A 24,787-nucleotide genomic window follows, 5' to 3' on the forward strand; every position below is an offset into this window, starting at 1 on the left:
ATTCATCTTCTTTTTTTCTCAATGATAAAAAGTGGTCAAGGTTATCGTTACACGTTACAATGAAGGCAGATTTTAACCTTGAAGCGGAGTCAGAGCGGTATAAACGGCGTGCTTTACGACTTCTTTATGATCCAATGTTGTCGCATGTATACTGCTATATGCTAGAGAAAGGAAGAACGTATGAATACATTTCAATTTCCGATGAAAGTGGTCAAACGGCAAGTCTATGACCGGATAGCTACACAAGATCATATTTCCAAAACAGAGTTGCTGCAAGAAATGGATATTACGAGTAGTAGTCTGAATCGTATTCTGGATGAACTGACACGAGAAGGATGGATCAGTGAATCCGGACAAGGGCAATCTACAGGCGGACGACGACCTACATTGTATCGTATCAATCCTACGCACCGCTATATTATAGGATTGGAGATTTCACGAGTCTATTCGGTATTGGGATTGTATGATCTGCAAATGAATACGATTGTGTCGTATCGCTGGTTTATGGATGAACAGATGACTCCCGAGCGTCTGGTGGATTATGTAGAAGAACGAATCGATTGGATGCTCAATGATTATCAGTTAACGTTAAGTCAGATGATTGGTATAGGGATAGGAGCGGTAGGGCCTTTAGATCGAGCAAAAGGAATGATCTTGAATCCTGTTTATTTTCCAGCGACAGGTTGGAAAGATGTAGCGATCTGCCAGATGATTAACGAGCGTACCGGATTAACAGCAGTGCTTGAAAATGGAGCCAATACAGCACTTATAGGCGAACATTGGGCAGTGCGAGATGAGAATATGCAACATATGTTATTTGTAAATGTGGGTGCAGGGATTCGTTCTGCGATGATGTCTGGCGGACAATTAGTACGGGGTGCTGTTGATCGTGAAGGCTCGATTGGTCAGATGATTATTCAGACTGATGGAGAAAAATTACACGATCAAGGAAATTATGGCGCACTGGAAGCTTTTGCTTCGGTACAAGCGCTCGAACAGCAAGTCAGACAACGGGTGAAGTTAGGTATGGATATCTGGGAAGCGGCGCAAGAGTTAACACCGGAGCAGATTCATTTTGATACCTTAATTACTGGTCTGAATCAAGGCAATGTATTTTTACAAGAATTGTTTGCAAAATCTGCTAGTTATATGGGGATCGGGCTTGCTAATCTGATTAATATTTTATTGCCAGAGAAAGTAATTCTCGGTGGGGCATTGATCAATGCCGATCCTTCTTATTATGAACAGGCGATAGCAGTTGCTCGCAAAAAAGTAGGGTATGATAACAGTTACCAGCCGATCTTTTCTAAAGGAGTATTGCAAGAAAGAGCGGTGGCTGTGGGTGCGGCTGTGATGATTTTGCAACAAATGGAATTGTAATCTAATCTGTTGGATTGACGCTGAGTCTGGTTGATGCTAACATGGCGGTGTGACATTACAATATCTGTATATTTGAGGAGAGAATAATGATGAGTAACCACAACAACTTTCCGATCGAACTAGGGCAATTCCGCGATGATCTTGGATTGCTAGAAGACGAAGCATTTCAAAAAGGGTTTCTCATTTTGGATGAACAAGGTAATGAACATGATATGATGATCGTCAAAACATTTACGTATGATCAGATTCCGTATGCTCTTTTGTTACATAAAGAACCTTCACCGTTAGATGGTACGATTTTACGAGTGGAGTATGATGAGGGAGAAGACGAATTTTTCTTGAATCATATTACTGATGATGAAGAATGGCAACGTATGGGACAAGTGTATGAAGTGATTATTCAGTTGAATAAAGACAATCCTCCTGCATCATCAAATGTAGAATAAAGGTATATGATTTCGATATTGATCATGTGATATGTATACAGAAAGACCTTCCTCAAGTGATCAGGAAGGTCTTTTTTGCAATGTAATTATTGGAATTTAGTAACATACGTATCAAAATAATCATATACATCATCAATCATCGTACTACCTTTTGTTAATTTATCAATTCCTGTGTTAAGCGTTTTGAGATTGATTTTGTTGGTAGATACTGATTTTTGAATCAGCGTCATTCCTTGTAGTTGTAAAGAGATCGCTTGAATCGTTTTGTTGTGAATAGCAATCAACTCTTCATTTTCAGGCTTGATTTTTTTCATGCCTTTGACGAACTTGGTGTAGTTCGGAATAATCGTTTTGTTGAGTTTGGTGTAAACGTGCTTACGTGTGCTGGCATTCAATACACCCAATTGATGAAGCTGATCGATAGCCGTATCTTCATAGTTTTGAAGAGGAGTTAACTGATCGATATAAGACATAGCTTGCTCGTATTCTTCTAACAGGGCAGGATCAACGTCTTCATCTGTATACGTATCTTCATCTACATTGGTATTATCGTCCTCGGTGATCCATTCACTGTCTGTTGAAGTAGCGGTATCTTCTGCTGCAAAAACAGAAGCTGTAGGGATCAAAGAAGTACCAATCAGTAGAAAAGCAAGTAATGCGGTAGCAAGAATCTTTTTGTTCATGAGTAATAATAGCCCCTTAGTGTGTATAGCGTACGATTTTTAGAATAGTCACATGCTAAGGTTTATTGTGCAGGTAGAAATTTGGAAATATATGCTTCCATTTCTTTATCAAATTGAAGTAACAAATTGCCGCCTACGTCTAATTTAGCATTGGACTTGTCTAGTATATCATCATTTAATTTGGTTTTGGATACATATTTTTGAAACAAAAGGAAGCCTTCCATTTCAAGGGTAGCGCCTTTGATATACTTAGCATGCATTTTAGCTAACTCAGGATGAGTCGGTTTGATTTGTTTGATACCTGTTAAGAATTTTTTATAGTTTGGAATAATCGTATTTGTAACCAGTGCATATTCTTGTTTGCGATTGGTATTGTTAACATAATCATTTTTGTAATAGGCTGTCCACGCTTTTTTCTCATACTCCAGTAATGGCGCCATCTGATCACTATACTCTAGAAATTGAGTCGCTTCTTCCACCAAAGCAGGGTCAAGATTCTCTACACTTTCGCTCTCGTCATAAGTATCTTGATCTACCGCTACAGGAGGATCCTCTAATGAAGAAGCGGAAAAAGAAGAAGCCATCGTTTCCAGATCCATCGTATACGTGCCATCCGGCAAAACATCATCCGTAGCCGCAAAGGTAGCGTTTGCAAACATCACATTGGAACCTGTCAAAACAGCGGTTAACACCAGCGTAAGCATGAGTTTTCTCTTCATCTGTAATAATCCCCTTTTTCTAGCGTTTGGCAGTAAAAACGCGACCAGTCTAATAAAAAAATGATTTTTGCAAAGCAAAATATCTACCTTAGCGTTTGGCAACAAAAACGCGACCAATCTAATAAAAAAACGATTTTTGTAAAGCAAAATATCTACCTTAGCGTTTGGCAGTAAAAACGCGACCAGTCTAATAAAAATGATTTTTGCCAAACAAAATATCTCTTTTAGCATCTGGCAGTATATAAAATGATTATGTTGAAAATTTACCACGTAAATTAAAAAAAACCAATACCAAATTAGTCAAATTTTAAAAATAATAATTAACGTTAACAACGTATGGTAGATTGCTATCTTCTATTAAGGTTTAAGTAGTAAAGAGAACCTACTCCATTAATCGACTATAAGAATATGGATATACCAATAGAATGAAGGAGGAAATACAAATGAACAAACAATATGATCTCATTGTCATCGGCACAGGTAGCGCAGGAGCGGGTGTAGCCACCGCTTGTAGCAAGGAGGACTGGAAGGTAGCAATTATCGATTCTAGAGCTTACGGTGGCACGTGTGCGCTTCGTGGATGTGATCCGAAGAAAGTATTGGTAGGTGCCGCTGAGATTATCGATTGGAATGAACGGATGCAAGGCAAAGGCATACAACACCAGCCTACGATTAACTGGGCAGATCTGATGGCATTTAAAGAAACATTTGTAGAAGAGATTCCACCAGCACATGAGAAAAAGTTACAAGAAGCAGGAGTAGATACTTTTCATGGATTCGCTTCATTTGTGAGTGAGGATACAGTTCAAGTCGGAGACGATCAGCTTACAGGTAAACATATTCTGATTGCTACAGGTGCAAAGCCTGCTCCATTATCGATCGAAGGCGAGCAATATTTAGCCAATAGCGATGATTTTCTTAATTTAGAACAATTGCCATCTACTATTGTATTTGTAGGTGGAGGTTATATATCGATGGAATTTGCGCATATCGCTGTGAGAGCAGGGGCAGAAGTACATATTGTCCATCATGGAGATCAGCCGTTAGGCAAATTCGATCCTGATCTGGTCGATGAATTGGTCGAGCGTTCACGTGAATTAGGCATTCAATTTCATCTGAATACCGAGATTGAATCTATCACACAACTAGCAGATCAACAGTATAAAGTAACAGCGACGCAGAAATCGGATCAACAAAAGCAATCTATAGAGATAGAATGTGGATTGGTGGTGCATGGTGCGGGTCGTGTAGCGAATATCGATCAGCTTCAGCTAGATCAAGCCAATATCGCTTCAGAGAAACAAGGCATTACAGTCAACGAATATTTGCAAAGTACCAGTAATCCACGTGTCTATGCCGCCGGAGATGTCGCTGCAACCAAAGGATTACCGTTAACACCAATAGCAAGTATGGAATCTCAAGCTGTACGTACGAATTTGCTTCAAGATAATGTACAAATACCGGATTACAAAGTGATGCCAAGTATTGTATTTACTATTCCCAAATTGGCATCGGTCGGTATGACGGCTGAAGAAGCGCAAAAGTTAGGAGATCATATCAAAATTAACGATATGGACACCTCCTCATGGTACACCTACAAACGAACAAATGAAAAGCATACCCGTATCAAAGTAATTATAGATACGAAAGCTAGAAAAGTGCTGGGTGCTCATATTTTAAGTGGGGAAGCAGATGATTTGATTAACCATTTTGCGACAGCGATCCAATTCGATCTTAATATTGATGAGTGGAAAAAAACAATCTATGGTTATCCAACTGCGATGTCAGATCTTTCGTATTTTTTGGAAGAGTAAATGCAGCTATATCTTTGTAAAAGAGTGCAATCCTAATATAGAGGATTGCGCTTTTTTTATATCCGAATGCGTAATTTCCCTCTTGTCAGACTACAGTAATTCAGATATCATCGAAATAAAGCGCTTACATTTTATGAAAAGACAGGTACGTATTCCTTCATTATTCAAAGGAAAGGGGTATCATTATGTATGCAGAATTAACGGCTGATCGTTATTTATTAGCTGGACCATCGCCTTGCTACCGTCCACAGGTACAACAGAAATGGGTTATTCTTTATACATTGTCCGGTCAGGGAATGATCCATGATCAAGATCACCGTCTCGAATGTCGTGCAGGCAGTATTGATATTATTCCGCCTGGTATGCAAAAAAGTGTATGTCAACCTTCCGATCATCGACTAGAAGGCATTTGTTGCTCTTTTACCGCTCATCCACAATGGTCTATTTTACTCAAAAGTATTCAAGATTTCTGTCCTAGCCTACATATCCACATGGATCATTCTATTTTAGCTTCACGTGTTCAACATGCTTTTGAACGTCTACTGGAATATTGCACAGAGCCTATAAGCAGATACGATAACGAACTTTCTTTTCACACCCTTAGCGAAATTCTACTTTCTATTACAGTCTATTATGAGCCTCAAGAAGATCGTACAGATTCGAGAATTACAGAGATTATCCAATACTTGCAGGAACACTACAAAGAAGACTTGCGTATAGAGCACCTGGCACAGCGTGTCTGTCTTTCTCCATCACGATTGCTACATTTATACAAAGCAGAGACAGGAGAGACGATCGTCGATACAGTGACTCGTATGAGGCTAGAACAAGCTGAATATCTGTTGCGCTTTACCCCGCAGTATATTAACGAAATCGCTTATGAAGTAGGCTTTAATTCACAGACTTATTTTTCTCGTAAATTTGCCGAGCACTTTGGTGTCAATCCTTCGACATTTCGTCAGGGACATACACTTCAACCGATTATACTGACTTCGTAATCAACACAAAAAGCCCCTGTGGCTTAGAACAGAAACGATAGTAATTATCGATCTGCTCTAGCACAGGGGCTTTGGTGTATCTATTTAACAAAGGCTATCCGTTTTATTTAGAACGAGCTTGTTTGTTATGGTGAACACGTCTCATAATCAATCCAAACAATAACAATGCTGATCCAGCTAACCAGAAAGGCATATTGCTAGACTCGCCTGTTTGTGGCAAACGATCCACATCAGGTGTGTTTGTTGGAGTAGACGGATTCGATGGTACGGTTCCTTTAGGAATTGGATCATCATTTACCGGAATATCTTTGTCCGGCGTTACCGGTACATTCCCTTGAGGGATCGGATCATCATTGATCGGAACCTCCGGGTCTGATGGTGAATCCGGCGTTGGATTGTTGCTTACCGGAGTAGATGGTTCATTCCCTGGTTGTGATGGTTGTGTCGGTGTATCTGGTGTAGGCTCTCCAGAACCTTGTGGAATCGGATCATCATTTACTGGAACATTAGCAAATGGGTCATCCGGTGTAGGCTCTACACGTCCACCTGGCACGTCATCATCGTCATTATTAGATGGTTGCCCAGGATTCGTTGGCGTTGTACCATCTGGCGTTGTCGGTGTAGTAGGAGGCGTCTCCGGTGTTCCGCCACCTCCGCCGCCCGGTGGTGTTACCACTGGTGGCTGTGTTACTGGTGGAATCACGACCGGTTGTTTCTCATTCGTGATCGTCAGTGACAACATATTGCCTTTTTTCAAAGTACTAGAATCAATAGTTACATCATGTACTGTAGGATCAAGTACATATCCAGCAGGTGCTTTGATTTCTTGTAATGTATATTTACCATAAAGCAGGTTCGTGTACATTACTTGTCCTTGTGCATCTGTTGTTAACTCGATTGCTGGTTTGCTTTGAGCTACATCTTGTAATTTGAACGTAGCATCTTCTAGCGGTAAGCTCTTATCGTCTTTATCGACTTTTTGTACTGCTAATTTGCCGACTACGCCTGAACCTGTACCTGAACCGGAAGAAGTACGTACTTCAATTTCTTGTTCTGTGGCAACCGTTCCTTTTGTAATACCGTTACCGGAAAAGGCTACGCTGTTGCTGACTGCTTCTCTATCCGCTGCTGTAATCATACTTGAGTATTCAAGAATAAAAGCAGAACGGATCGGTTTGATGAACGTTAATTCAAAACGAGGTGTTTCGCCTGCAAAGAATGCTAATTTGTAGTCGGTTCCTTTTACCATTTCAGTTCCTTTAGACAATCCACCATTGCTAGCTACATTCGCTGCAAACAAGTGGAAAGAACTGCTGGATAACACTTGATTCGGTGTAGGAGTATCTACAATCTTGGCATTTTCTACATAAGATTGACCGCGGTTAATGTAAACCGTCCAATTGATTTTGTCTCCATCTTGTGTACCTGTTTTGGAGACATATTCGCCACCTTTAGGAATCTCTACAACAGCTGCCCACGGATAATAATCATTACCGCTACGAAGTACAGCTTCATTATGAATATTGGAATCAATTACTTGATTCTCAAGCGTTGTTTTGAATGTAATCCAGTAAGGTGTGTTGATTGTGTCATTAAAAGCAATTTTTAGTTGATTCGTATTCTGTGCTGTAGGAGCAGTGAATGTATATGCTGAAGAATCTACAGTCGATCCTTTAGAAGTACCATTCCACCAGCCTAACAAATTCAGATTATTCACTTCTAGCGATCCAGGTACATACGTTTGACCGGATTCAAGTGTATCTGTAATCACAGCATTAGGTAGTTCTTTTTTGTTGTAGTTTGCTTTGATTGTCCAAGTGATCTCTTTGGTTGTTGCGTTATAAACGCCTTCTTTAGAGCCATTGTTGACAGTCATATTATCTGGCCAGAAACGTGCTTCTGTTGTTTGAGAACGAGGTGTACCGTTTTCTGTCCAAGTTAATTTAGCACCATTGTAGAACTCAGGTTTTGTTTTATCTATTTTCCAATCGTTATTGAACGTTGTTCCATATTGGATCGTTAACTGTTCCTTAACGTCTTGAGCAAATTTGATATCAAAACCAGACTTGGCATTGCTTGTGGTTACGGTATAAGCAGATTTTGGAAGTTTAGCACCATCAGCTGTACGAACAACCAGTGTAGATGGTAAAAATTCTAAGCCACCGTTTGTGAAATAATCGTTGATCGCTACATCAGACATTGTATATCCATCACGATTGACGACTAATTTCCATGTTGCAATTTTACTAATATAATTTGCATCTGATAATGTTTTAACAAAAATCGTACTTTGCAAGTTTTGACCTGCTTGTACGCCTGTTCCATCTGAAGTTACTTTGTTAATTACTTTCTCATCCGTATAGACACGTCCAGTAGCTTGTGTCTGATAAGTGATCGTGTAACCAGAAGTAATATCAGAATTAAATTGAAGATCAAAACCATTTGTTCCTTTGTCGTTCGTTACAGGAGTTAATGTATAGTCTGTACCTTCGACCATTGTAGTACCTGTAGTTACATTAACGACTTTAAATGTATTCTGAAGGAACTGTTGTGTGCCATTAAAGCGATCTTTAAGCAATGCTTTAGCTTTTGTAATCGGCTGTTCATTCATATTGTAATTGATAGACCATGAGATCGTACGAGTCTTATCGTCATAACCAACTACATTTTTAGACAAAAATTCACCGCGTTTTACACTAACTGTTGCGCTGGCTTTTACTGATTCAACACTGCTTGTCAAAGTAGCTGTATTCGTGTAGCTAGTCTGTGTTCCTTTATCTACTGCTGTAGAGTATGTCACACGATAAGCAGAACGAATATCTTGAGCAAATGTGATTTTGAAATCCGCTGGGTTAGTTGTTAATTGATAACCAGACGTGATTTCTTGACCGACTTTTGTACTACCGTCTACATTGACATCTAAGTTATAGACATGAATAGAATTAGGATCAAGTGTAAGACCTGTAGGAATCGGGTCAGTTAATACACCATTTTGAATATGCTTGAGGTTCGTGTTCACATCAACTGTCCAGTTGACTTGTTGATTTTTTTGAACATCGCCTTTTTTACTGATTGCCGCACCTTTTTCAGGTTTGATCACTATAACGATCACTTTATCAGAACCATTGATCGGGAACGGAATCTCTATTTCTGTACTACCTTTTAGAATCTCTTTGCTAAATTCTGTATTGATCTGAAGCATACCGCCAATTTGAGAATGTTCTTCAACGAATTTGTTAAATGTCATAGTAACATGACCTTTACTGGTTACATTGAAGCTACCTACAGAATCACCATCAAAACTTAACGGTACATTATTGATATCGTTGTACAATTTGAAAGCAGCAGGAATATCAAATTCATACGTAGAACCTGCTTTGTACGATCCGTCATCCGGTAAAGCCCATTGATAGATCAGACTTACAGGTGCGCCTGCTTCGATCTGATAATCAGGGTTTTTGACCATATCAATCACGTTATTGTTAGCATCAACAATAGTGACATTCGTTAAGATACTCTGTGAGTTAGCTACTGGAGCAGGCTCCGGTGTAGTAGGGGTTGTAGGGTCAGTGGGTGGAGTTGTACTTGGATCTCCTGTCGATCCACTATTACCAGATCCACTTCCATCCGTCGGGGCGTATGTATCCGACTGTACAGTAGATTGATCATTGGTACTTGTAGTATCTGTTGAACCCGAATTAGCGACTTGTGAGGAATCTGTAGATTCCGTACTTGATGACGATGACGTATCGGCAGCATAGATTGTACTGGTGGCACCGACAAGAAGGTGTACCATAAGTATCAGTGACAGTACAAATGCACTTATTTGTTTTGCTTTTTTCATCTAATATCCCCTTGCAATCTAATGATGAATAACGTGCGAGTCTGACGACACAATAGTTGACTTACTGTAAGTTTTAAAATTAAGCTATTTGTGTGAGTTGCTCCTTTCATTTTTGTAAATACCTGCTTTGACAGTATACACGCTGTTTCTGAACAATTTCTCAACAACTTTTAGCAATTGGGCAGGAACTTTCGGACAAGTCATCAACGCAAAGCAATGAATTGAAGCAAAGCCAAATACTAGAAATTAAAACTGACTCATTATTTATATCATACAAGCCGACAATAACGCATGAATAAATGATATCTATTCTTAAAATAAGTCGCTAGTACTATAATAAGTCACTGATAGTTTATAAACCAGGAATAAAGTTTTGTAACACCTTGTCGAAAATGAAAAAAAAGCAGGAAACTCTAACATACATCATTTAGAGTTTTCTGCTTTTTTATATTGGTTTTCAAATTAGTTTTATTTTTATTTATTAGCTGTACTATCCATCTGGGCTTTGTAAGCATCTAATTGACGTTGTAGTTCAGCCATCACTTTATCGTAGCCCGCCAATTTGAGCTTATCGCGATACTCTTGTACAGCTTGCGTAGGGTCGCCAGCTTTACCGTAAGAAATTGCAGGGCCCATTTCACCTGTAACTTGAGAGATCGCTGTTAATTCAGACTCAATCGCTGTTTTATCGAATACGAATTGTCCATATGGATACGGTTTTTTGATTTTGTCGTATTCTTTGTACATCGTATCGATTTTGTCCCATGTGGTATCACTAGGAATCTCGAATTTGTCCATACGTCCTGCCCAGAAGTCAGAGTAGAACGAATCATTCGTCTCGTTGTAGTTGGCAGGAAGAACACGTTTACCATCTTTGATATCGTATTGAACGCCTTCCATACCGTAGTTAATCAACTGGTAAATTTCTTTGTTATTGCGAATCAGATCGTAAGCCATCAATGCACGTTCAGGATTTTTGCTGTGTGCACCTAGAGATACACCACCATGCGTGATTGGCATTTCCAGTAAGTTATTGCTTGTACGGGAGAAAGGATACATCATCAATTCAGAACCCGGTTGATCTTTATCCATTTGCACGCGAAGTCCAGAGAATGTCTGTGTATGATGACTGTCCATCCCGTTCTGACCTGCACGTAGTGCGTTACGTGCATCATTTTTGTTATTCAGTACATCTTCGCGCCAGTATCCTTTATCAGCCCAATCTTTCATCATTTTAGCAAAGTCGAGGAACGTATCTTCAAATACAGGGCTAACGACTTTATAGCGATCATCATACGATTCTGTATTGAAAATAGGCATATATCCTGTAGAAATCGGTAACTCTAAATGAGGCGTATACGATTGTACCCAGCCACCAAAGTTACTTGTACTTGCTTGTACATCATAAGGAATCACATCTGGTTTGTTGTCTTTGATCCATTGCAGGTATTTGCCAATCGTATTCCAATCTTTGATCGGTTCTGTAATTCCTGCTTGCTTCGCCCAGTCCCCACGATAGAAGAATCCATGATTAATCCATTGCGTGTAATCGTTCTCAGGAATCAGAACGATTTTGCCATTATATTTACTTTGTGCCCAGTCTTCTTGAGGAATCTCTTTCCAAGTCTGAGGAGCATACTTAGGAAGAAGATCATCTAATGGTAAAAAAGCACCCCGTTGTGCATTCGACCATGTATCTAACCAGTCCGTTCCGATCGTGACAAGATCGACAGGTTCACCGGATGCAAGTAACAAATTATATTTGGTCTGCCAATCTGCCCATTCGACCCATTTCCATTGCAGTTCTGCATTGATCTTTTCTTTCATAATCGCATTGACTTTTTCCATGACTTTTTCAAATTGCCCGTTCTTCGGCTTATCGCCAAGTACGACGAAGCTGATCGTTACAAATTGAGAGGTATCACCGCCTGCACTACTGCTTTCTTTTTTACCACCACACGCTGCGAGACTAATGACCATAACAGCAATCAATACTGAAATCGTTAATTTACGAAATCTGGACATCTGCTAACCTCCTTAGAATAAAAGCGTATCTTGCTTGTACGATATCAAGGGTAGAATACGCTCAGCCTTTGACTGCACCAACAGTAATCCCTTTGATAAAATAACGTTGCACAAATGGGTAAAACAAAATCACAGGACCCGTCGCTACAACAGCCGTTGCCATTTTCATTGTTTCCAGTGGAACATCGCTCATCGCTACGTTAGAAGAAGCCGCAGAGTTACGAATAAAGTCGGCACTGGTCACTACGTTATACAAGAATAATTGCAGCGGACGATAATCCATATCCGGCGAAAGGAATAACATCGCGTTGTACCATTCATTCCAGTAACCCAGTGCAATAAACAGTCCAATCGTCGCTAGTGCCGGAGTAGTCATCGGCAAGATCAGACGTAAAAAGATCGTAAAGTCGCCAGCGCCATCAATCTTGGCAGACTCTGTAATCGCATGGGGAATCGAACGAACAAAACTTTTCATCATAATGATTAAAAAGGGTGTTAATAATCCAGGTAATAGTACAGCAAGATAGCTGTCTTTGAGGTCTAAGTATTGGGTGATTAGTAGATAAAAAGGAACCAATCCACCGGAGAATAACGTCGTAAAATAGATAAAAAATGAAATCTTATTACGATATGTGAAATCCGGTCGCTGTAGCGCATAACCGGTCATTGCTACGATAAATAAACCAACTACAGTACCAACAATCGTGATCCCCATTGTGACCAAATAAGAGCCAATAATCAGCTTGGGATTTTCAAAAACGATCTGGTAAGCAAATGTACTAAATTCATGAGGCCATATATTAAAACCGAACTTCTTCACCGCTTCTTCACTGGTAAATGAGGTTCCCAAAATGAGTAAAAATGGAAGTAAGCACGAGATGGCAAATAAGCCGATAAAAATATAACCAAACCAACTCATAATAATCTCGGTGTAGTCAGTACGAATACGTGCAGGTCGCGGGGTATTGCCTCCAATCAGATCACGTTCATTACGAATATCCATAGATGTTCACCTCCTAGAATAGTGAATTTTCAGGCGATACTTTTTTGACAATCCAGTTCGCAGTTATTACCACCACAAATCCAAATACCGATTGATACAGACTGACTGCACTACCCATAGAGAAGTTGAAATTAGTCATTAACGAACGGAAAACATACGTTTCGATAATATCTGTACTTGCATACAGTGCAGTATTGTTCGCACCAACCAGGTTGAAGAATAGTCCGAAGTTTCCTTTCAAAATGCCGCCTAGTGAGAACAGCAAAAGAATAATAAAGGTAGGTTTGAGCCATGGAAGTACAATATAGATAATCCGTTGAAATGCATTTGCTCCGTCGATCTCTGAAGCTTCTACAATCTCACTATCAAGCCCCATAATAGCGGCAAAATAAACAATAGAACCATATCCAGTCGTCTGCCATAAGTAAGTGATCACAATAATAAAAGGCCATAGATGAGGTTCAGAGTATGCTTTGACAGGATCAAGATGAAGAGACCGCAAAATCCCATTTAATAGTCCATAGTCATAGCTCAAAATATTGTAAGCTAGCAACCCGATCAGAACCGCCGAGATAAAATAAGGCAAAAACATCAGCGTTTGCGATATCTTTTTGAACCATTTTTTGCGAATTTCATTAAGTAAAATAGCTACGGTGATCTGGGCAATATTACCAAGTACAATAAACGCTATATTGTATGCCACTGTGTTAAAAGTAAGTCGCCATAAGTCTCCGGTAATAATCAGAAACTTAAAGTTGTCCCATCCGACAAATGGACTGCTGAATATTCCATCGGTGTAATTATATTTGACAAAAGCCAGATATAATCCAGGCATCGGCAAGTAAGCAAAAATACAAAAGAATACAATAGCTGGCAAGCACATCAGCAGGAGCACACGGCTATTGCGGAATTGCTTACGTTTGGAATTTTTGACACGTACAGCAGGGATCGATTTGGCTGTATCCAAGTGATATTCCTCCTTTGTGCTTTAAACGGTTTCTTTTTTTTGTAGCGCTTACATTTTGCTAAGTGTGTTGTTGTTCTTTTTATTGTAAGGGGTTCTTTACGTTTTCTATTGCACAATAATGCTATTAACCATCACCATTATGCTACGATTTGGATTTTAGAAAAGGGTAAATCGAAAAAATGAAAAGGGTTACAAAAAGAGGTTGTATGATCAATTTCGACATGATATGATAGCAGGCTTAATATTGTAAATGATTGATAGTTTGGAACCCTGTGTATTTGGGGTAAAGGATAACGAAAGCATCTAATGCAAGATGCATACAGAATCGTTATTCTATTGTTCTCAAAGAGAGGGGCATCATTCCAATGACATCATTTAAGTATACGACACTTACTGTACTAGGCAGTCTATTGATTGCAGGAGCAGTAACCGGATGTTCCAACCCGGATGCAACACCTGCTGCACAAGACCAGACCGAAAATAAAGGTCCAAATACAGGTCAGACCGATAGCAGCACTACTGACCAAAAAAATGCAAGCGAACAATCTGATTTAGCGGATCTAAGACAGTATTCGTCTGATCCGAACAAATCAGATATGAACGCTGACTTTAACGTAGTAGGTACATTTGTCAGTCAAAATGAAGATAATTTGACGATCAAAGTAAGCGGTAATGAAGTTGTAATTCCGAAGAAAAGTTCATTTGAAAAAGGCGATTCGTTGCCAGATAATATGGATGGCAAAGATATCAGTGTGAAAATTGATAATCAAAGTCAATCCGCTGTTAGTGCGGAATTAGCTACAGCAGCTAACGATGCAGACAACACTACCAAAGATCCAATCGGAACGTATGTAAGTGAAGATACGAAGACCGTTATGATCAAAAAAGGTGAAAAAGAAGTATCTTATAACAAAGCGGCTGATTTCCAAGAAAATGTAGAAGCTGGCGCGGCGGATATGACAGGCAAAACCGTTCAATTAGAACTGGATGCAGATGGTAATGTTAAACGTGTTAGCTTGCAATATCAAGATACAAGTTCAGGTTAATTGATCTATTCATTTAACTGCTCTTGATTGCATCTATGTAGAAGATAAATGCTAATTAAAAAGCACCTCTTATCGGTGAAAACCTTCCCTAAGTCACTGGGAATGTTTTCGGATAAGAGGTGCTTTTGTTATACATATGGATCGGGATGATCTAACAGCTAGTACATAGCATTAGCCTGTTAGATCTACGCCTAACTTATGTGGTTAATGCCAATCTTATTTGTATACTTTAACGCGTTCTTCAACCGGTTGGAATGTTTTTTCGCCAGCAGGAGCCGCAGGTTTACCGAAAGGCATTTGTGCAACTAATTGCCATTGTGCTGGAATATTCCAAGTAGATTTTACTTCTTCATCAATTACTGGATTGTAATGTTGTAGTGTAGCGCCTAGACCTTCTGCTTCAAGAGCTGTCCAGATCACCAATTGCAACATACCGTTAGCATGATGTCCCCAAAGTGGGAAGTTGTCTTTGTATGCTTCAAATTGATTTTGAAGATTAGTGATAATATCTGTATCTTCGAAGAATAATACTGTACCGTATCCGTTTTTGAACATGCTCATTTTGTCAGCAGTTCCTTGGAATGCTTCTTCGTTATTTACAATACCACGCAATGTTTCTGTTGTGATATCCCATAATTTATCATGTTGCTCGCCTAGCAATACAACTACGCGTGCGCTTTGTGAGTTAAAAGAAGATGGCGTATATTTTACTGCTTCTTCAACGATTTCTTGAATTCGGTTATCTGCGATTGGAGATTCTTTGCTGATTACATAGATAGAACGTCTGTTTTCAAGTGCTTGGAAAAAGTCTAAAGCCATAATGTGGTTCCTCCTTGGAATATCTAAATGTTTGTTACTTACTTTTATAATGATACTACATATTTGTTATAAATCAAGAGAAAAAAGAAAATAATCTTAATGTTAAGATAAATAGGGATAACTTTTCGAAAAAAGTTATACACATGTGGATACAATTATTTATTCTATGAGTGTTCGCTGTAATAACATTTGTTTTGTGTACAACCATACACAATCGTATTACCAAAGTCTTCATAATATACTTTTTCTTCAAAAGAAGAAGGTTGTGTAGATTCGATTTTTTGCAATAAGTCTTTAGCGACAGGATAAATTGTACGATCTGTTGAATCGCCACCAATAGCAGGACCACTTGGCCCTTCATATGCGGTAAGTATCCATTGATGTCCATTGTCATCTTGAGCTTGAATAATATAATCGTAGGCTTGTTCAGCATTTTGTGATTGCAAAATAGGTGCACCAAACAAAGTAATTAAAGCTCCTCGAAATTGAGCAGTGCCTGTGCCATCGGGTAAAGAAGTAGACAGCATATGAGAAGTACCGATTAATAAATCGGTGTTTTTTAACTTTTTGTATGTATAAAGAGAAGTGAAATTTTTATTTTTGAGATAAAAAGGTGCTTCTTCTTCGTGAGATACTTTTTGAGGTTCAGTGTAACCGAACGTTGAGTCATTATCACTGTATGAATAAGATACAGATGATTGTTTATTAAGGTGCTGTGCATATAATCCTGCACTTACACCTGCTACAATCACAAGAAGAGCTATTAGAAATTTCATCAGATGAATATTCGTCCTTTCATATATATTATGGATACAACGCATAAAAAAGTAGCTACTTGATCAGATCAAAGTAGCTACTTTTTAATCTTTTACAACATCGAACATACATGCTATAGAATTATAGCGCTTTGACCAATATTTCAGCAAATTGTTCTAAAAATGCTTGGTCTTGTGCATCAAAGCGTTCTTTAAGCGGGCTATCGATATCAAGTACACCAATCAAAGTATCGCCTTTTACTAAAGGAACAACGATTTCGCTATTTGAAGCGGCATCGCAAGCGATATGTCCGGGAAATTCGTGTACATCTGCAATACGTAATGTGCGACGTTCAGAAGCAGATGTACCACATACACCTTTACCTAAAGGGATGCGAATACAAGCAGGTAATCCTTGAAAAGGCCCTAATACTAATTCTTTACCATCATACAGGTAGAATCCTGCCCAGTTGGTATCGTTCAAGCATTGTTTTAACAATGCAGATGCATTTGCCAAATTTGCTACACGATCTGGCTCATCCGCAATAAGACTTTGCAATTGACTCAAAGCGGTCTGATATTGTTCTTCACGTGTACCGCTATACGCTATATTTTCAAACATGAGTTTCACCTTTTTTCCGATAGATTACAACCATAAAGCCTATAGAACAGTATACAACTGGTGTATTTATTTGCAAATAGTAAAGTCGAAATTGTGCCTAATGACAACAATTAGGTAAATGATAAATAAATAACCCAGAAATTGTTTCCGCTTCTAGGGCGACGGGTAATTACAGCGTGAATCTATTAACCGGAAGGAGAGGAATTTATGCACGCTGAAGTACAGAATTTGTTTATTCGTATTCATCTACTTCACCATTCCAATGAAGAAAAATTAACAGTCAATGATATGCAACCGTTTCTGGAAGATCGGGGTTATCGTGTAGGCGAACGTGAGATCAAGCAAGAACTAGAATATCTGGTGCAGGAAAATATGCTGACCTCCAGTAGCGATGAATATATAATTACAGGTACAGGGATTCAAGAGTTAAAAGCGATTCGTAAACGGTTATCGTTATTGTGCGGAGAAGTCGTTCCAGGTTCTTCCAAGCAAAGTAGTAGCCGCAAATCGTATAAAGAACCTTCTGTAGTCATGTAATAAAGTCTAAATAAAATGATGATATTGAGAAGAGCGCTGATCTTCGCTACTAAAGCGAATACCAGCGCTCTTTTTAGTATATAGAGAAAAAGAAATTGACTTCTTTTTATTGTTAACCTAAATTATATGAATTGGTTAACGATTGGCAGGGGAAGATAATGACAACAAAAGAAATGGTATATGTGACTTTAGTTGCTGCACTCATTAGCGTATTAGCATTGTTTCTTCCTATCCTTGTTGGATTTATACCTATTCATACATTTATATGTACAGGACTAGTAGGAGCAATAGACTTTTTACCAGATGATTCTTATAGTTATATCTAAATAATAGATTTAATCTGATATGAATATCTTTAAACCTTTGATTGATTATGCAATTACATGTCTAGATCAAGTGGCTGTGATAGATATTTATCGAACTTTGTTCCAAACAGCACAATGTATTGCGTATAGCTTGGAAAAGTATAGTTTAAATCAGAAAAAGGTTACGATTTGTCTTCAAAACGAATCGAGTTTGTAGAGCATTATTTGACGATATACGTAGCAGACTATAATCTAAATAAAAGTAATTACACTCTCAGATAATCAAATAGGTCTTTATCTTGATTGGTTAAATACACTGGATCGGCAAAACACGATGTATTCGTAAAACGAATTAGTATTTATTGCATTTACCAGGAGTGCGAGTTGAAAAGAGCTAATACAAAACGTGATGGGGTAAGAATAAAAAAGAAGTTCATACGGCACTATGTAAGAAATGATAGATCTATAACTAGAAAACTCAAAGGCAGGTAACTAATGAAAACTGATAAGAAAATCCATGTTTGGCTTGGCATTTACCATGGTAGTGATGGAGAATGGGAGAAATATTTCGATGTTGAAAAGTACGGGAACGAATGTGGATTTTGCAAAGATACCCAAACGAAATGGTTTGATTGGGATAAGTTTTCGGTTTATAATGCGGGTGGTCCCACGTCTGTTGAAGAAGTTATAATTGAGGTGCCATATTCTGATCAGTTTGAAGATGAGCTTTTACGAGCATGTAGTGCTTTCAAGATTGCTCAAGCCAGTCATTGTTTCTCTATGATCGATTTTGATGGTTCAGTTACTGTCGGTTCCAAGTACAATGGATTGACGCTTGTTGGTATTTTTATTTTTTCTGTTTGATAATGCTTTATGGGGTACATTTTATCACGCTAACTCATTTGACCTTGTTCACGTAATACAATAATGTCAGCAGACTCCTTTATGGAAGGACGTATACGTAATCGCATCAGGTGGTATGAATCCATTTCCAGAAGAAGCCGTGTTGCAACGGAATCTAGAGAGTACTGATGTGATGATCATCGGAAAAACATATCCATACTAAAAAGGCTCTGTTAATTGTTAATGTTGATAATTAATAAAAGAAATAGGGAATTCATTAATGTGTAATTCCCGTAAAGATAATAAAAATTCTACTTAATTATTAAGCCCTTCTACTAAATTATCTTTGTTTGTATCCACGTATTTTATAAGGTAATCAAATAAGTTTCTATCACCATTATAAAGATAAAGTTTATCAGCTACTTCACTAATTTCTGATACCATATCATTATATTTAGAACTGTGAGTTTCCGAAAAAGTAGATATAGAGTATTTGATTTGATTATTTACATTATTTCTTAAATCCTGTGTCGATACATTGTTTTGTTCCAGTATTGATTTTATTGACTTTAGTATTTCGTAATCTTCTTTTGCCTGTATTCGTTGTAAAGTTTCTATCGTATCATTTAAGAATAATCCTGTTGAATTCTCTAAGAAACCCAAAATACCTTGCATATTCAGTTCTGTATCTAAGTTAATTATAAGTACTATATCTCTTATTACAATAGGCAACTTATAAAATGTATCCCTTTCAGTTAAATGATAATTCTCTTCATTATATAAGTTTAATGCAATCTCATTGATAATTTCTTCGCCTGAATTCTTAGTTAGAAGATTTAGTTGAATTAAATTCTTAATTATTTCACGGTATTCACTCATAACTAAACCTCCATTTCTAATTTCTATCAACTTTAATTAAGTGGTAGAACGAGATAGATACAAGCTATCATAGGTATCAATCATCTCAAATACAAAGGATGTTAATAGAAATTCTTTAATATTGTGTTTTGTGCTTTCATTACTTGGGAGTTGCTTTTGTTCGGCCGCTGGAAACAAGAACGCAGACGTGTTCGTAGCTGATTCCTCAATATTTAGATTTCCCACCACGCTTACGAGGTTTGCGTTCTGAAATGCCTCGCTTACCTTTTTCAGATTATAGGATATAGTTCTCCTCAACTTCAACGCTACCTTCAAAATTCTCAAAATCTATTTGTTTAAGTACGTTTAGCAGTTTATGTCTCCAATAAAAAGCGTAATTCAAGTAACTCTTACGATTTCAGCAGATTTTCGTAAGGAATAATCTTTGAACATACAATCAAAGAGTTTCTCGCATTTCATTAATTAGCTGACCACAGACAGAGGAATAAGGTTCAATGTAGTGTTTATCCAGTGAAACGCTCGCTCTTTTTGTGTATGTGTCAAATTACCAATATCTCTTAATAGATTATTAAATGCTTTGCTCAACCTTATCCCCTCCCAAATATTTGTTCTTATGTTAATTATATTAAGGTTTCTGATAGGATTCAAATATCAACATTTATCTTTAACAGAGCCTTTAAAAAAAGAAATTGACTTATTTTAATTGTTAACCTAAATTATATAAAGTGGTTAACAATTAATGGAGGTTAAAAAAATGACAACAAAAGAAATGGTATACGCGGCTTTATTTGCTGCACTTATTAGCGTATTAGCTTTGGTTCCACCGATTCCTTTAGGGTTTATTCCAGTGCCAATTACTGTACAGACTCTTGGAGTTATGATAGCTGGAGCATTTTTAGGTAAAAAGATTAGCGGTATTAGTTTAATCCTATTTCTTGTATTGGTTGCTATCGGACTACCTGTATTACCAGGCGGTCGTGCAGGACTATCTGTATTAGTAGGGCCTACGGGTGGCTATCTATTAAGCTGGCCGATTGCGGCTTTTTGTATCGGCTATGCAACAGAAAAGGTATGGGGAAGTCTAAAAGTATGGAAAATGATTGTGATTCATATCGTTTTTGGGGTGTTGTTAATCAATGTAATTGGTGCTCCTTTTATGGCGTTCATAACGAATACTTCTGTATGGGCAGGGCTTGTAGGAGGCGTAGCCTTTTTACCAGGAGATTGTATCAAAGCTGTAATTGCCGCTATCATTGTATGGCAATTAAAAGCAATTAGTCCTATCGAAGCAAGGGCGAATCGTTAAGGAAGTGAAATTATGCTTAGATTGAATCATGTTCATTTTTATTATAAAAAAGGTCGACCTGTTCTCGACGATATAAGTTTGACTATTCAGCAAGGTGAATTTGTAGCAATCGTGGGGGCAAATGGCTGTGGCAAGTCGACTATCGCCAAGTTAATTGATGGCTTGGTTGTACCAAAACAGGGAACTGTACATTGGAATGAATGGGATACGTCCAAGCCAGATGAACTAGCAGAGATCAGGCAACAGATCGGCTATATTTTTCAAAATCCAGAAGATCAATTTATCACCACAACTGTGATGGATGAAGTGTTATTTGGCTTAGAAAATATAGCGTTACCCCGCGCTGAGATGCAACCTCGTGTACAAGAAGCATTACAAGCAGTACAGATGGAATCTTATGTTGATGCACAACCTCATCAATTATCTGGAGGGCAAAAGCAACGGGTAGCGATAGCCGCGATATTAGCGATGCGTCCGCAGATGATTATTTTCGATGAAGCAACGTCAATGCTTGATCCGCAGGGGAGAGAGCAGATACTTGCGATTATGCATCAGCTCCATCAACAAGGAATTACGATTATTCATATTACACATCATATGGATGAAGTACTGACAGCACAGCGAGTATTGCTGATCGATCAAGGTCGATTGGTATTTGATGGAGCTCCTGCTTCTTTTTTTGACGAGATACCTGTAAATGATTATCAATTACAGCTTCCATTTGCTGTCCAGGTTCACCGTCAATTACAACTCACAACTCCTATGGCAACAGATTGGAAAGAGGCGATTCGTAGACAATGGTCTATCAACTCCAACACGTAAGTGTACGTTATCAGGAACAGGATGCGCTACGAGATACTCATTGTACGATTGAAGCGGGCAAATGGATTTCAGTGATTGGACAGACAGGCGCAGGCAAGTCCACACTGGTGCAAGTATTGAAAGGATTAATTCCTGTTATTCAAGGAGAATATCTGATAGATTATCAAGCGGTATCAAGAGATGCCAGAGGACGATTACAAGTCCGACCAGAGATTGGTTATGTGTTTCAATATCCGGAGCATCAATTATTTGAGATTACTGTAGCTAGAGAATTAGCTTTTGCACCAAGACAGCAAGGATGGTCGACTTCGCATATTCAGCAAAAGATCGCAGAGATTTTGCCTCAAATCGGTCTGTCTGAAGATGTTCTAGAGCTAGCTCCTTTTCAATTAAGTGGCGGGCAAAAAAGACGTGTAGCGCTTGCTTCGATTTTGATGATGGATCCGCAAGTGCTGATTGTCGATGAACCTACCGCAGGTCTTGATCCGATAGGTCGAGCAACGTTGTTACAGTATTTGCACCAATGGCAACAGCAAAATAATCGTACACTTATTCTGGTATCGCATCATCTGGACGATGTGGCTCAATATTCAGATGAGATTATATTGATGCATCAAGGTGTATTGATAGGTCAGTATGATCCGGTTACTTTGTTGATTGAACAGTCGCATCTATTAGAACAACATGGACTGATATTGCCAGAATCGATTCAGTTACTTCAGTTAATCGAACAATGTTATGGACAGAAGATTGAGGTAGATAGTTGTCGGGAAGAAGATATTTTCGCCCGCATCTTACCGATCTGGCATCGAAAGGAACAGAGTTATGACTAATCAGGTGCTTATCGGTCAATATATAGAGACGCATTCGGTATTTCATCGCTTAGATCCACGAATCAAATTAATCAGTTTGTTGATACTGATGCTGAGTTTTATCAGTCTGCATACAGGGATTAGCTATCTGATTGCCAGTGTATTTGTTATCGGATTAGTATATTTAACTCGTATTCCGGTTGTGGTGTTTTGGCGTGGATTGAAGCCGTTATGGATCATTTTATTATTTACGTTTGCATATCATCTGTTATTCACACAAGGGCATATCATCTGGTCATGGGGATGGCTTGAGATTACGACAGAAGGGTTACAGAATGGAGGACGGTTTGTATGGCGAATAGTCTTACTGATCTTACTTGCGGCTATATTGACGCTGACTACCCAACCTTTAACATTGGCATATGGTCTACAAAAATTAATGTCGCCACTGTCTAAGCTAAACGTACCTGTGGAACAATTTTCGCTTATGATTGTGATTGCTATTCGATTTATTCCGACTATTCTAGAAGAATTGGAACGTATTTTGCTAGCTCAAAAAGCAAGAGGATACGATATAACAACACTGCGATTCCCACAACGCATACTAGCGTATATCCCTATTCTAGTTCCGCTTCTATTTACTATTGTTCAACGTGCTGAACATCTAAGCGATGCAATCGATGCACGTGCTTATGGGAATGGTAAAGGAAGAACATCGTATCGACAACTTCACTTGCAATCTATTGATTACATAGTGATCGGTATCGCCATCGTATTTGCGGTAAGTCTGTTATTATTAAATATAATGAATAGATAGACGCATACTGTAAAGGATGGTTATCATGAACTGGAAAACAAGAATCACAGAGTTATTGCAAATCGAATATCCGATTATCGAAGGAGGACTGGCGTATCTAGGTTATTCTGATCTAGCTGCTGCGGTCTGTAATGCAGGAGGACTCGGGCAGATCACAGCGATGAGCCTGCCAGATGCCGAAGCGTTACGCGAAGATATTCGTCGTCTGCGTACCTTAACGGATAAGCCGTTTGGTGTGAATTTTGCGATAGGACAATATGGATTCGGCTATGAAGATCGAGTGCAGGTCGCTATTAATGAACAAGTACCGGTAGTGACCATTACAGGGGGTAACCCGGCACCGGTGCTTGACATGTTACGACCAACAGACATCAAAACATTAGTGCTAGTCTCTTCACCTAGACAAGCTCAAAAAGCCGAGCAACTGGGCGCTGACGCTGTCATTGTCGTTGGACAAGAAGGAGGCGGACATCTAGGTATTGATGATGTCGGCACTATGGTACTGGTGCCTCAAGTGGTTGATGCTGTGAAGATTCCGGTGGTTGCTTCAGGAGGAATCGGAGACGGACGTGGATGGATGGCAGCTCATGCGCTGGGCGCAGAAGGTATTGAAATGGGTACACGCTTTATCGCTACAGTCGAATGTATCCATGCTTCACCTTCATACAAAAAAGCACTGGTCGATAGCGCCGCATCCGATACCGTTATTATCAAACGCTCTATCAAAGCACCAGCCAGAGTATTACGAACTGACTATACCAATCAAATTCTACAGGTTGAACAAGTCACACCAACCTACGAAGCGTTAAAATCCTATATCAGCGGAGAAGCCAACAAACGCTGGATCTACGACGACCAACCTGAACAAGGATTCGCATGGGCAGGACAAGTCATCGGTCTCATCAAAGATATCCCAACCGTCTCTGAACTCATCCAACGAATGACCCAAGAAGCCCAAGATATCCGCCAAAAGTGGTCAACATAATCATTTGAAATCTGATGATATATGTATCTCTAATTGTATAGAAAACTAACACAATCTTTAAAGGCATTATATTTAAATCTTTTTACAGTACCCACCGCCCCAAAGGTCTATGTTTTTCTTGAAATGCCACCACCCACGATGTGAAGCGGAGGGGAATTATCGTTCTGAAAGAGCGAAGCGCTCGCCTTTGTAAGCTAATCCCTACCGCAAAGCGGTTATTCAAGGGATCAGCTTACAACAGCGACGACAAGAACGATAATTCCACATAGCGCCACCCCACCCTCCCCCATTTCCAAAAACAAAACCCAAAAAAGGATCATTTCGCATTCTCTCCTAAAACAAGATGGAGAAAATAGGGAA

The 24,787-nt window shown here is 38.9% G+C and carries 23 protein-coding genes and 1 pseudogene; 13 read left to right on the forward strand and 11 right to left on the reverse strand.

Annotated elements, in window-relative coordinates; genetic code table 11:
- Positions 1-180: 180 nt before the first annotated feature.
- Together PQ456_RS02640 and PQ456_RS02645 are read left to right on the forward strand one after the other, a co-directional pair.
- A complete protein-coding gene (locus PQ456_RS02640; RefSeq protein WP_273614739.1) occupies positions 181-1,380 on the forward strand; it encodes an ROK family transcriptional regulator in 1,200 nt (399 codons plus the stop codon).
- Between the two features lie 89 nt (positions 1,381-1,469).
- A complete protein-coding gene (locus PQ456_RS02645) occupies positions 1,470-1,826 on the forward strand; it encodes a DUF1292 domain-containing protein (protein WP_273614740.1) in 357 nt (118 codons plus the stop codon).
- Between the two features lie 86 nt (positions 1,827-1,912).
- Here PQ456_RS02645 and PQ456_RS02650 read toward each other — a convergent pair whose 3' ends face one another.
- Together PQ456_RS02650 and PQ456_RS02655 are read right to left on the reverse strand one after the other, a co-directional pair.
- Complete coding sequence (locus tag PQ456_RS02650; RefSeq protein ID WP_273614741.1) at positions 1,913-2,509, reverse strand: hypothetical protein; 597 nt, start codon at positions 2,507-2,509, stop codon at positions 1,913-1,915.
- A 62-nt stretch (positions 2,510-2,571) separates the two neighbouring features.
- A complete protein-coding gene (locus PQ456_RS02655; protein WP_273614742.1) occupies positions 2,572-3,228 on the reverse strand; it encodes a hypothetical protein in 657 nt (218 codons plus the stop codon).
- A 443-nt stretch (positions 3,229-3,671) separates the two neighbouring features.
- Here PQ456_RS02655 and PQ456_RS02660 point away from each other — a divergent pair, with 443 nt between their 5' ends.
- Both PQ456_RS02660 and PQ456_RS02665 read left to right on the forward strand, forming a co-directional pair.
- Entirely contained in the window at positions 3,672-5,042 is a 1,371-nt protein-coding gene (locus tag PQ456_RS02660) for a dihydrolipoyl dehydrogenase family protein (RefSeq protein ID WP_273614743.1), read from the forward strand.
- A gap of 185 nt (positions 5,043-5,227) precedes the next feature.
- A complete protein-coding gene (locus tag PQ456_RS02665) occupies positions 5,228-6,040 on the forward strand; it encodes a helix-turn-helix domain-containing protein (protein WP_273614744.1) in 813 nt (270 codons plus the stop codon).
- Between the two features lie 103 nt (positions 6,041-6,143).
- Here PQ456_RS02665 and PQ456_RS02670 read toward each other — a convergent pair whose 3' ends face one another.
- The 4 genes from PQ456_RS02670 to PQ456_RS02685 form a co-directional block, all read right to left on the reverse strand.
- Positions 6,144-9,884 (reverse strand): collagen binding domain-containing protein, encoded by a 3,741-nt coding sequence (locus PQ456_RS02670; protein WP_273614745.1) that lies wholly within the window; start codon positions 9,882-9,884, stop codon positions 6,144-6,146.
- Between the two features lie 474 nt (positions 9,885-10,358).
- A complete protein-coding gene (locus tag PQ456_RS02675; RefSeq protein WP_273614746.1) occupies positions 10,359-11,909 on the reverse strand; it encodes a DUF3502 domain-containing protein in 1,551 nt (516 codons plus the stop codon).
- Between the two features lie 61 nt (positions 11,910-11,970).
- Positions 11,971-12,912 (reverse strand): carbohydrate ABC transporter permease, encoded by a 942-nt coding sequence (locus PQ456_RS02680; RefSeq protein ID WP_273614747.1) that lies wholly within the window; start codon positions 12,910-12,912, stop codon positions 11,971-11,973.
- Positions 12,913-12,925: 13 nt separating this feature from the next.
- A complete protein-coding gene (locus PQ456_RS02685; RefSeq protein ID WP_373462061.1) occupies positions 12,926-13,795 on the reverse strand; it encodes an ABC transporter permease in 870 nt (289 codons plus the stop codon).
- Between the two features lie 449 nt (positions 13,796-14,244).
- On the opposite strand from PQ456_RS02685, the gene PQ456_RS02690 reads away from it, so the two are divergent.
- A complete protein-coding gene (locus tag PQ456_RS02690; protein ID WP_273614749.1) occupies positions 14,245-14,925 on the forward strand; it encodes a hypothetical protein in 681 nt (226 codons plus the stop codon).
- A 216-nt stretch (positions 14,926-15,141) separates the two neighbouring features.
- Here the strand turns inward: PQ456_RS02690 and PQ456_RS02695 are convergent, their stop codons facing one another.
- The 3 genes from PQ456_RS02695 to PQ456_RS02705 form a co-directional block, all read right to left on the reverse strand.
- Positions 15,142-15,744 carry a nitroreductase family protein gene (locus PQ456_RS02695; RefSeq protein WP_273614750.1) on the reverse strand — a complete coding sequence of 201 codons (603 nt, stop codon included), beginning with the start codon at positions 15,742-15,744 and terminating at the stop codon, positions 15,142-15,144.
- A 164-nt stretch (positions 15,745-15,908) separates the two neighbouring features.
- Positions 15,909-16,520, reverse strand: a complete 612-nt coding sequence (locus PQ456_RS02700; RefSeq protein WP_273614751.1) for a hypothetical protein — start codon at positions 16,518-16,520, stop codon at positions 15,909-15,911.
- A gap of 121 nt (positions 16,521-16,641) precedes the next feature.
- Positions 16,642-17,121, reverse strand: a complete 480-nt coding sequence (locus PQ456_RS02705) for a GAF domain-containing protein (RefSeq protein WP_273614752.1) — start codon at positions 17,119-17,121, stop codon at positions 16,642-16,644.
- A 207-nt stretch (positions 17,122-17,328) separates the two neighbouring features.
- On the opposite strand from PQ456_RS02705, the gene PQ456_RS02710 reads away from it, so the two are divergent.
- The 3 genes from PQ456_RS02710 (at position 17,329) to PQ456_RS02720 (ending at position 18,827) form a co-directional block, all read left to right on the forward strand.
- Positions 17,329-17,658, forward strand: a complete 330-nt coding sequence (locus PQ456_RS02710) for a hypothetical protein (RefSeq protein WP_273614753.1) — start codon at positions 17,329-17,331, stop codon at positions 17,656-17,658.
- 158 nt (positions 17,659-17,816) lie between these two features.
- On the forward strand, positions 17,817-17,984 hold the full coding sequence (locus PQ456_RS02715; RefSeq protein WP_273614754.1) for a hypothetical protein: 168 nt from the start codon (positions 17,817-17,819) through the stop codon (positions 17,982-17,984).
- Positions 17,985-18,458: 474 nt separating this feature from the next.
- On the forward strand, positions 18,459-18,827 hold the full coding sequence (locus PQ456_RS02720) for an immunity 22 family protein (RefSeq protein WP_273614755.1): 369 nt from the start codon (positions 18,459-18,461) through the stop codon (positions 18,825-18,827).
- Between the two features lie 294 nt (positions 18,828-19,121).
- Here PQ456_RS02720 and PQ456_RS02725 read toward each other — a convergent pair whose 3' ends face one another.
- Together PQ456_RS02725 and PQ456_RS02730 are read right to left on the reverse strand one after the other, a co-directional pair.
- Positions 19,122-19,685 carry a DMP19 family protein gene (locus PQ456_RS02725; RefSeq protein WP_273614756.1) on the reverse strand — a complete coding sequence of 188 codons (564 nt, stop codon included), beginning with the start codon at positions 19,683-19,685 and terminating at the stop codon, positions 19,122-19,124.
- A 36-nt stretch (positions 19,686-19,721) separates the two neighbouring features.
- Positions 19,722-20,270 (reverse strand): annotated as a pseudogene (locus PQ456_RS02730) (hypothetical protein).
- Positions 20,271-20,439: 169 nt separating this feature from the next.
- On the opposite strand from PQ456_RS02730, the gene PQ456_RS02735 reads away from it, so the two are divergent.
- Genes PQ456_RS02735 through PQ456_RS02755 form a run of 5 tightly spaced genes read left to right on the forward strand, consistent with a single transcriptional unit; the run spans position 20,440 to position 24,427 of the window.
- Positions 20,440-20,991, forward strand: a complete 552-nt coding sequence (locus tag PQ456_RS02735) for a biotin transporter BioY (RefSeq protein ID WP_273614757.1) — start codon at positions 20,440-20,442, stop codon at positions 20,989-20,991.
- A 12-nt stretch (positions 20,992-21,003) separates the two neighbouring features.
- A complete protein-coding gene (locus PQ456_RS02740; protein WP_273614758.1) occupies positions 21,004-21,813 on the forward strand; it encodes an energy-coupling factor transporter ATPase in 810 nt (269 codons plus the stop codon).
- Positions 21,789-22,646: an ATP-binding cassette domain-containing protein gene (locus tag PQ456_RS02745; RefSeq protein ID WP_273614759.1), complete on the forward strand. Its 858-nt coding sequence runs from the start codon at positions 21,789-21,791 to the stop codon at positions 22,644-22,646. The genes PQ456_RS02740 and PQ456_RS02745 overlap by 25 nt, the downstream gene beginning before the upstream one ends.
- Positions 22,639-23,442, forward strand: a complete 804-nt coding sequence (locus PQ456_RS02750) for an energy-coupling factor transporter transmembrane component T family protein (RefSeq protein ID WP_273614760.1) — start codon at positions 22,639-22,641, stop codon at positions 23,440-23,442. Before PQ456_RS02745 ends, PQ456_RS02750 begins: the two co-directional genes overlap by 8 nt.
- A gap of 25 nt (positions 23,443-23,467) precedes the next feature.
- Positions 23,468-24,427: an NAD(P)H-dependent flavin oxidoreductase gene (locus tag PQ456_RS02755; RefSeq protein ID WP_273614761.1), complete on the forward strand. Its 960-nt coding sequence runs from the start codon at positions 23,468-23,470 to the stop codon at positions 24,425-24,427.
- The last annotated feature ends 360 nt before the right edge of the window (positions 24,428-24,787 follow it).

The organism is Paenibacillus kyungheensis, assembly GCF_028606985.1.
Lineage (GTDB): Bacteria > Bacillota > Bacilli > Paenibacillales > Paenibacillaceae > Saccharibacillus > Saccharibacillus kyungheensis.

Excerpts from the sequence above, each read along its gene's own strand:
- PQ456_RS02710 (WP_273614753.1), top strand. The coding sequence starts at position 17,329 with ATGCACGCTGAAGTACAGAATTTGTTTATTCGTATTCATCTACTTCAC.
- PQ456_RS02685 (WP_373462061.1), bottom strand. The coding sequence starts at position 13,795 with ATGTGCTTGCCAGCTATTGTATTCTTTTGTATTTTTGCTTACTTGCCG.
- PQ456_RS02680 (WP_273614747.1), bottom strand. The coding sequence starts at position 12,912 with ATGGATATTCGTAATGAACGTGATCTGATTGGAGGCAATACCCCGCGA.
- PQ456_RS02720 (WP_273614755.1), top strand. The coding sequence starts at position 18,459 with ATGAAAACTGATAAGAAAATCCATGTTTGGCTTGGCATTTACCATGGT.
- PQ456_RS02695 (WP_273614750.1), bottom strand. The coding sequence starts at position 15,744 with ATGGCTTTAGACTTTTTCCAAGCACTTGAAAACAGACGTTCTATCTAT.
- PQ456_RS02715 (WP_273614754.1), top strand. The coding sequence starts at position 17,817 with ATGACAACAAAAGAAATGGTATATGTGACTTTAGTTGCTGCACTCATT.
- PQ456_RS02665 (WP_273614744.1), top strand. The coding sequence starts at position 5,228 with ATGTATGCAGAATTAACGGCTGATCGTTATTTATTAGCTGGACCATCG.
- PQ456_RS02735 (WP_273614757.1), top strand. The coding sequence starts at position 20,440 with ATGACAACAAAAGAAATGGTATACGCGGCTTTATTTGCTGCACTTATT.
- PQ456_RS02755 (WP_273614761.1), top strand. The coding sequence starts at position 23,468 with ATGAACTGGAAAACAAGAATCACAGAGTTATTGCAAATCGAATATCCG.
- PQ456_RS02655 (WP_273614742.1), bottom strand. The coding sequence starts at position 3,228 with ATGAAGAGAAAACTCATGCTTACGCTGGTGTTAACCGCTGTTTTGACA.
- PQ456_RS02750 (WP_273614760.1), top strand. The coding sequence starts at position 22,639 with ATGACTAATCAGGTGCTTATCGGTCAATATATAGAGACGCATTCGGTA.
- PQ456_RS02670 (WP_273614745.1), bottom strand. The coding sequence starts at position 9,884 with ATGAAAAAAGCAAAACAAATAAGTGCATTTGTACTGTCACTGATACTT.
- PQ456_RS02725 (WP_273614756.1), bottom strand. The coding sequence starts at position 19,685 with ATGAGTGAATACCGTGAAATAATTAAGAATTTAATTCAACTAAATCTT.
- PQ456_RS02690 (WP_273614749.1), top strand. The coding sequence starts at position 14,245 with ATGACATCATTTAAGTATACGACACTTACTGTACTAGGCAGTCTATTG.
- PQ456_RS02640 (WP_273614739.1), top strand. The coding sequence starts at position 181 with ATGAATACATTTCAATTTCCGATGAAAGTGGTCAAACGGCAAGTCTAT.
- PQ456_RS02660 (WP_273614743.1), top strand. The coding sequence starts at position 3,672 with ATGAACAAACAATATGATCTCATTGTCATCGGCACAGGTAGCGCAGGA.
- PQ456_RS02705 (WP_273614752.1), bottom strand. The coding sequence starts at position 17,121 with ATGTTTGAAAATATAGCGTATAGCGGTACACGTGAAGAACAATATCAG.
- PQ456_RS02645 (WP_273614740.1), top strand. The coding sequence starts at position 1,470 with ATGAGTAACCACAACAACTTTCCGATCGAACTAGGGCAATTCCGCGAT.
- PQ456_RS02745 (WP_273614759.1), top strand. The coding sequence starts at position 21,789 with ATGGTCTATCAACTCCAACACGTAAGTGTACGTTATCAGGAACAGGAT.
- PQ456_RS02740 (WP_273614758.1), top strand. The coding sequence starts at position 21,004 with ATGCTTAGATTGAATCATGTTCATTTTTATTATAAAAAAGGTCGACCT.
- PQ456_RS02675 (WP_273614746.1), bottom strand. The coding sequence starts at position 11,909 with ATGTCCAGATTTCGTAAATTAACGATTTCAGTATTGATTGCTGTTATG.
- PQ456_RS02700 (WP_273614751.1), bottom strand. The coding sequence starts at position 16,520 with ATGAAATTTCTAATAGCTCTTCTTGTGATTGTAGCAGGTGTAAGTGCA.
- PQ456_RS02650 (WP_273614741.1), bottom strand. The coding sequence starts at position 2,509 with ATGAACAAAAAGATTCTTGCTACCGCATTACTTGCTTTTCTACTGATT.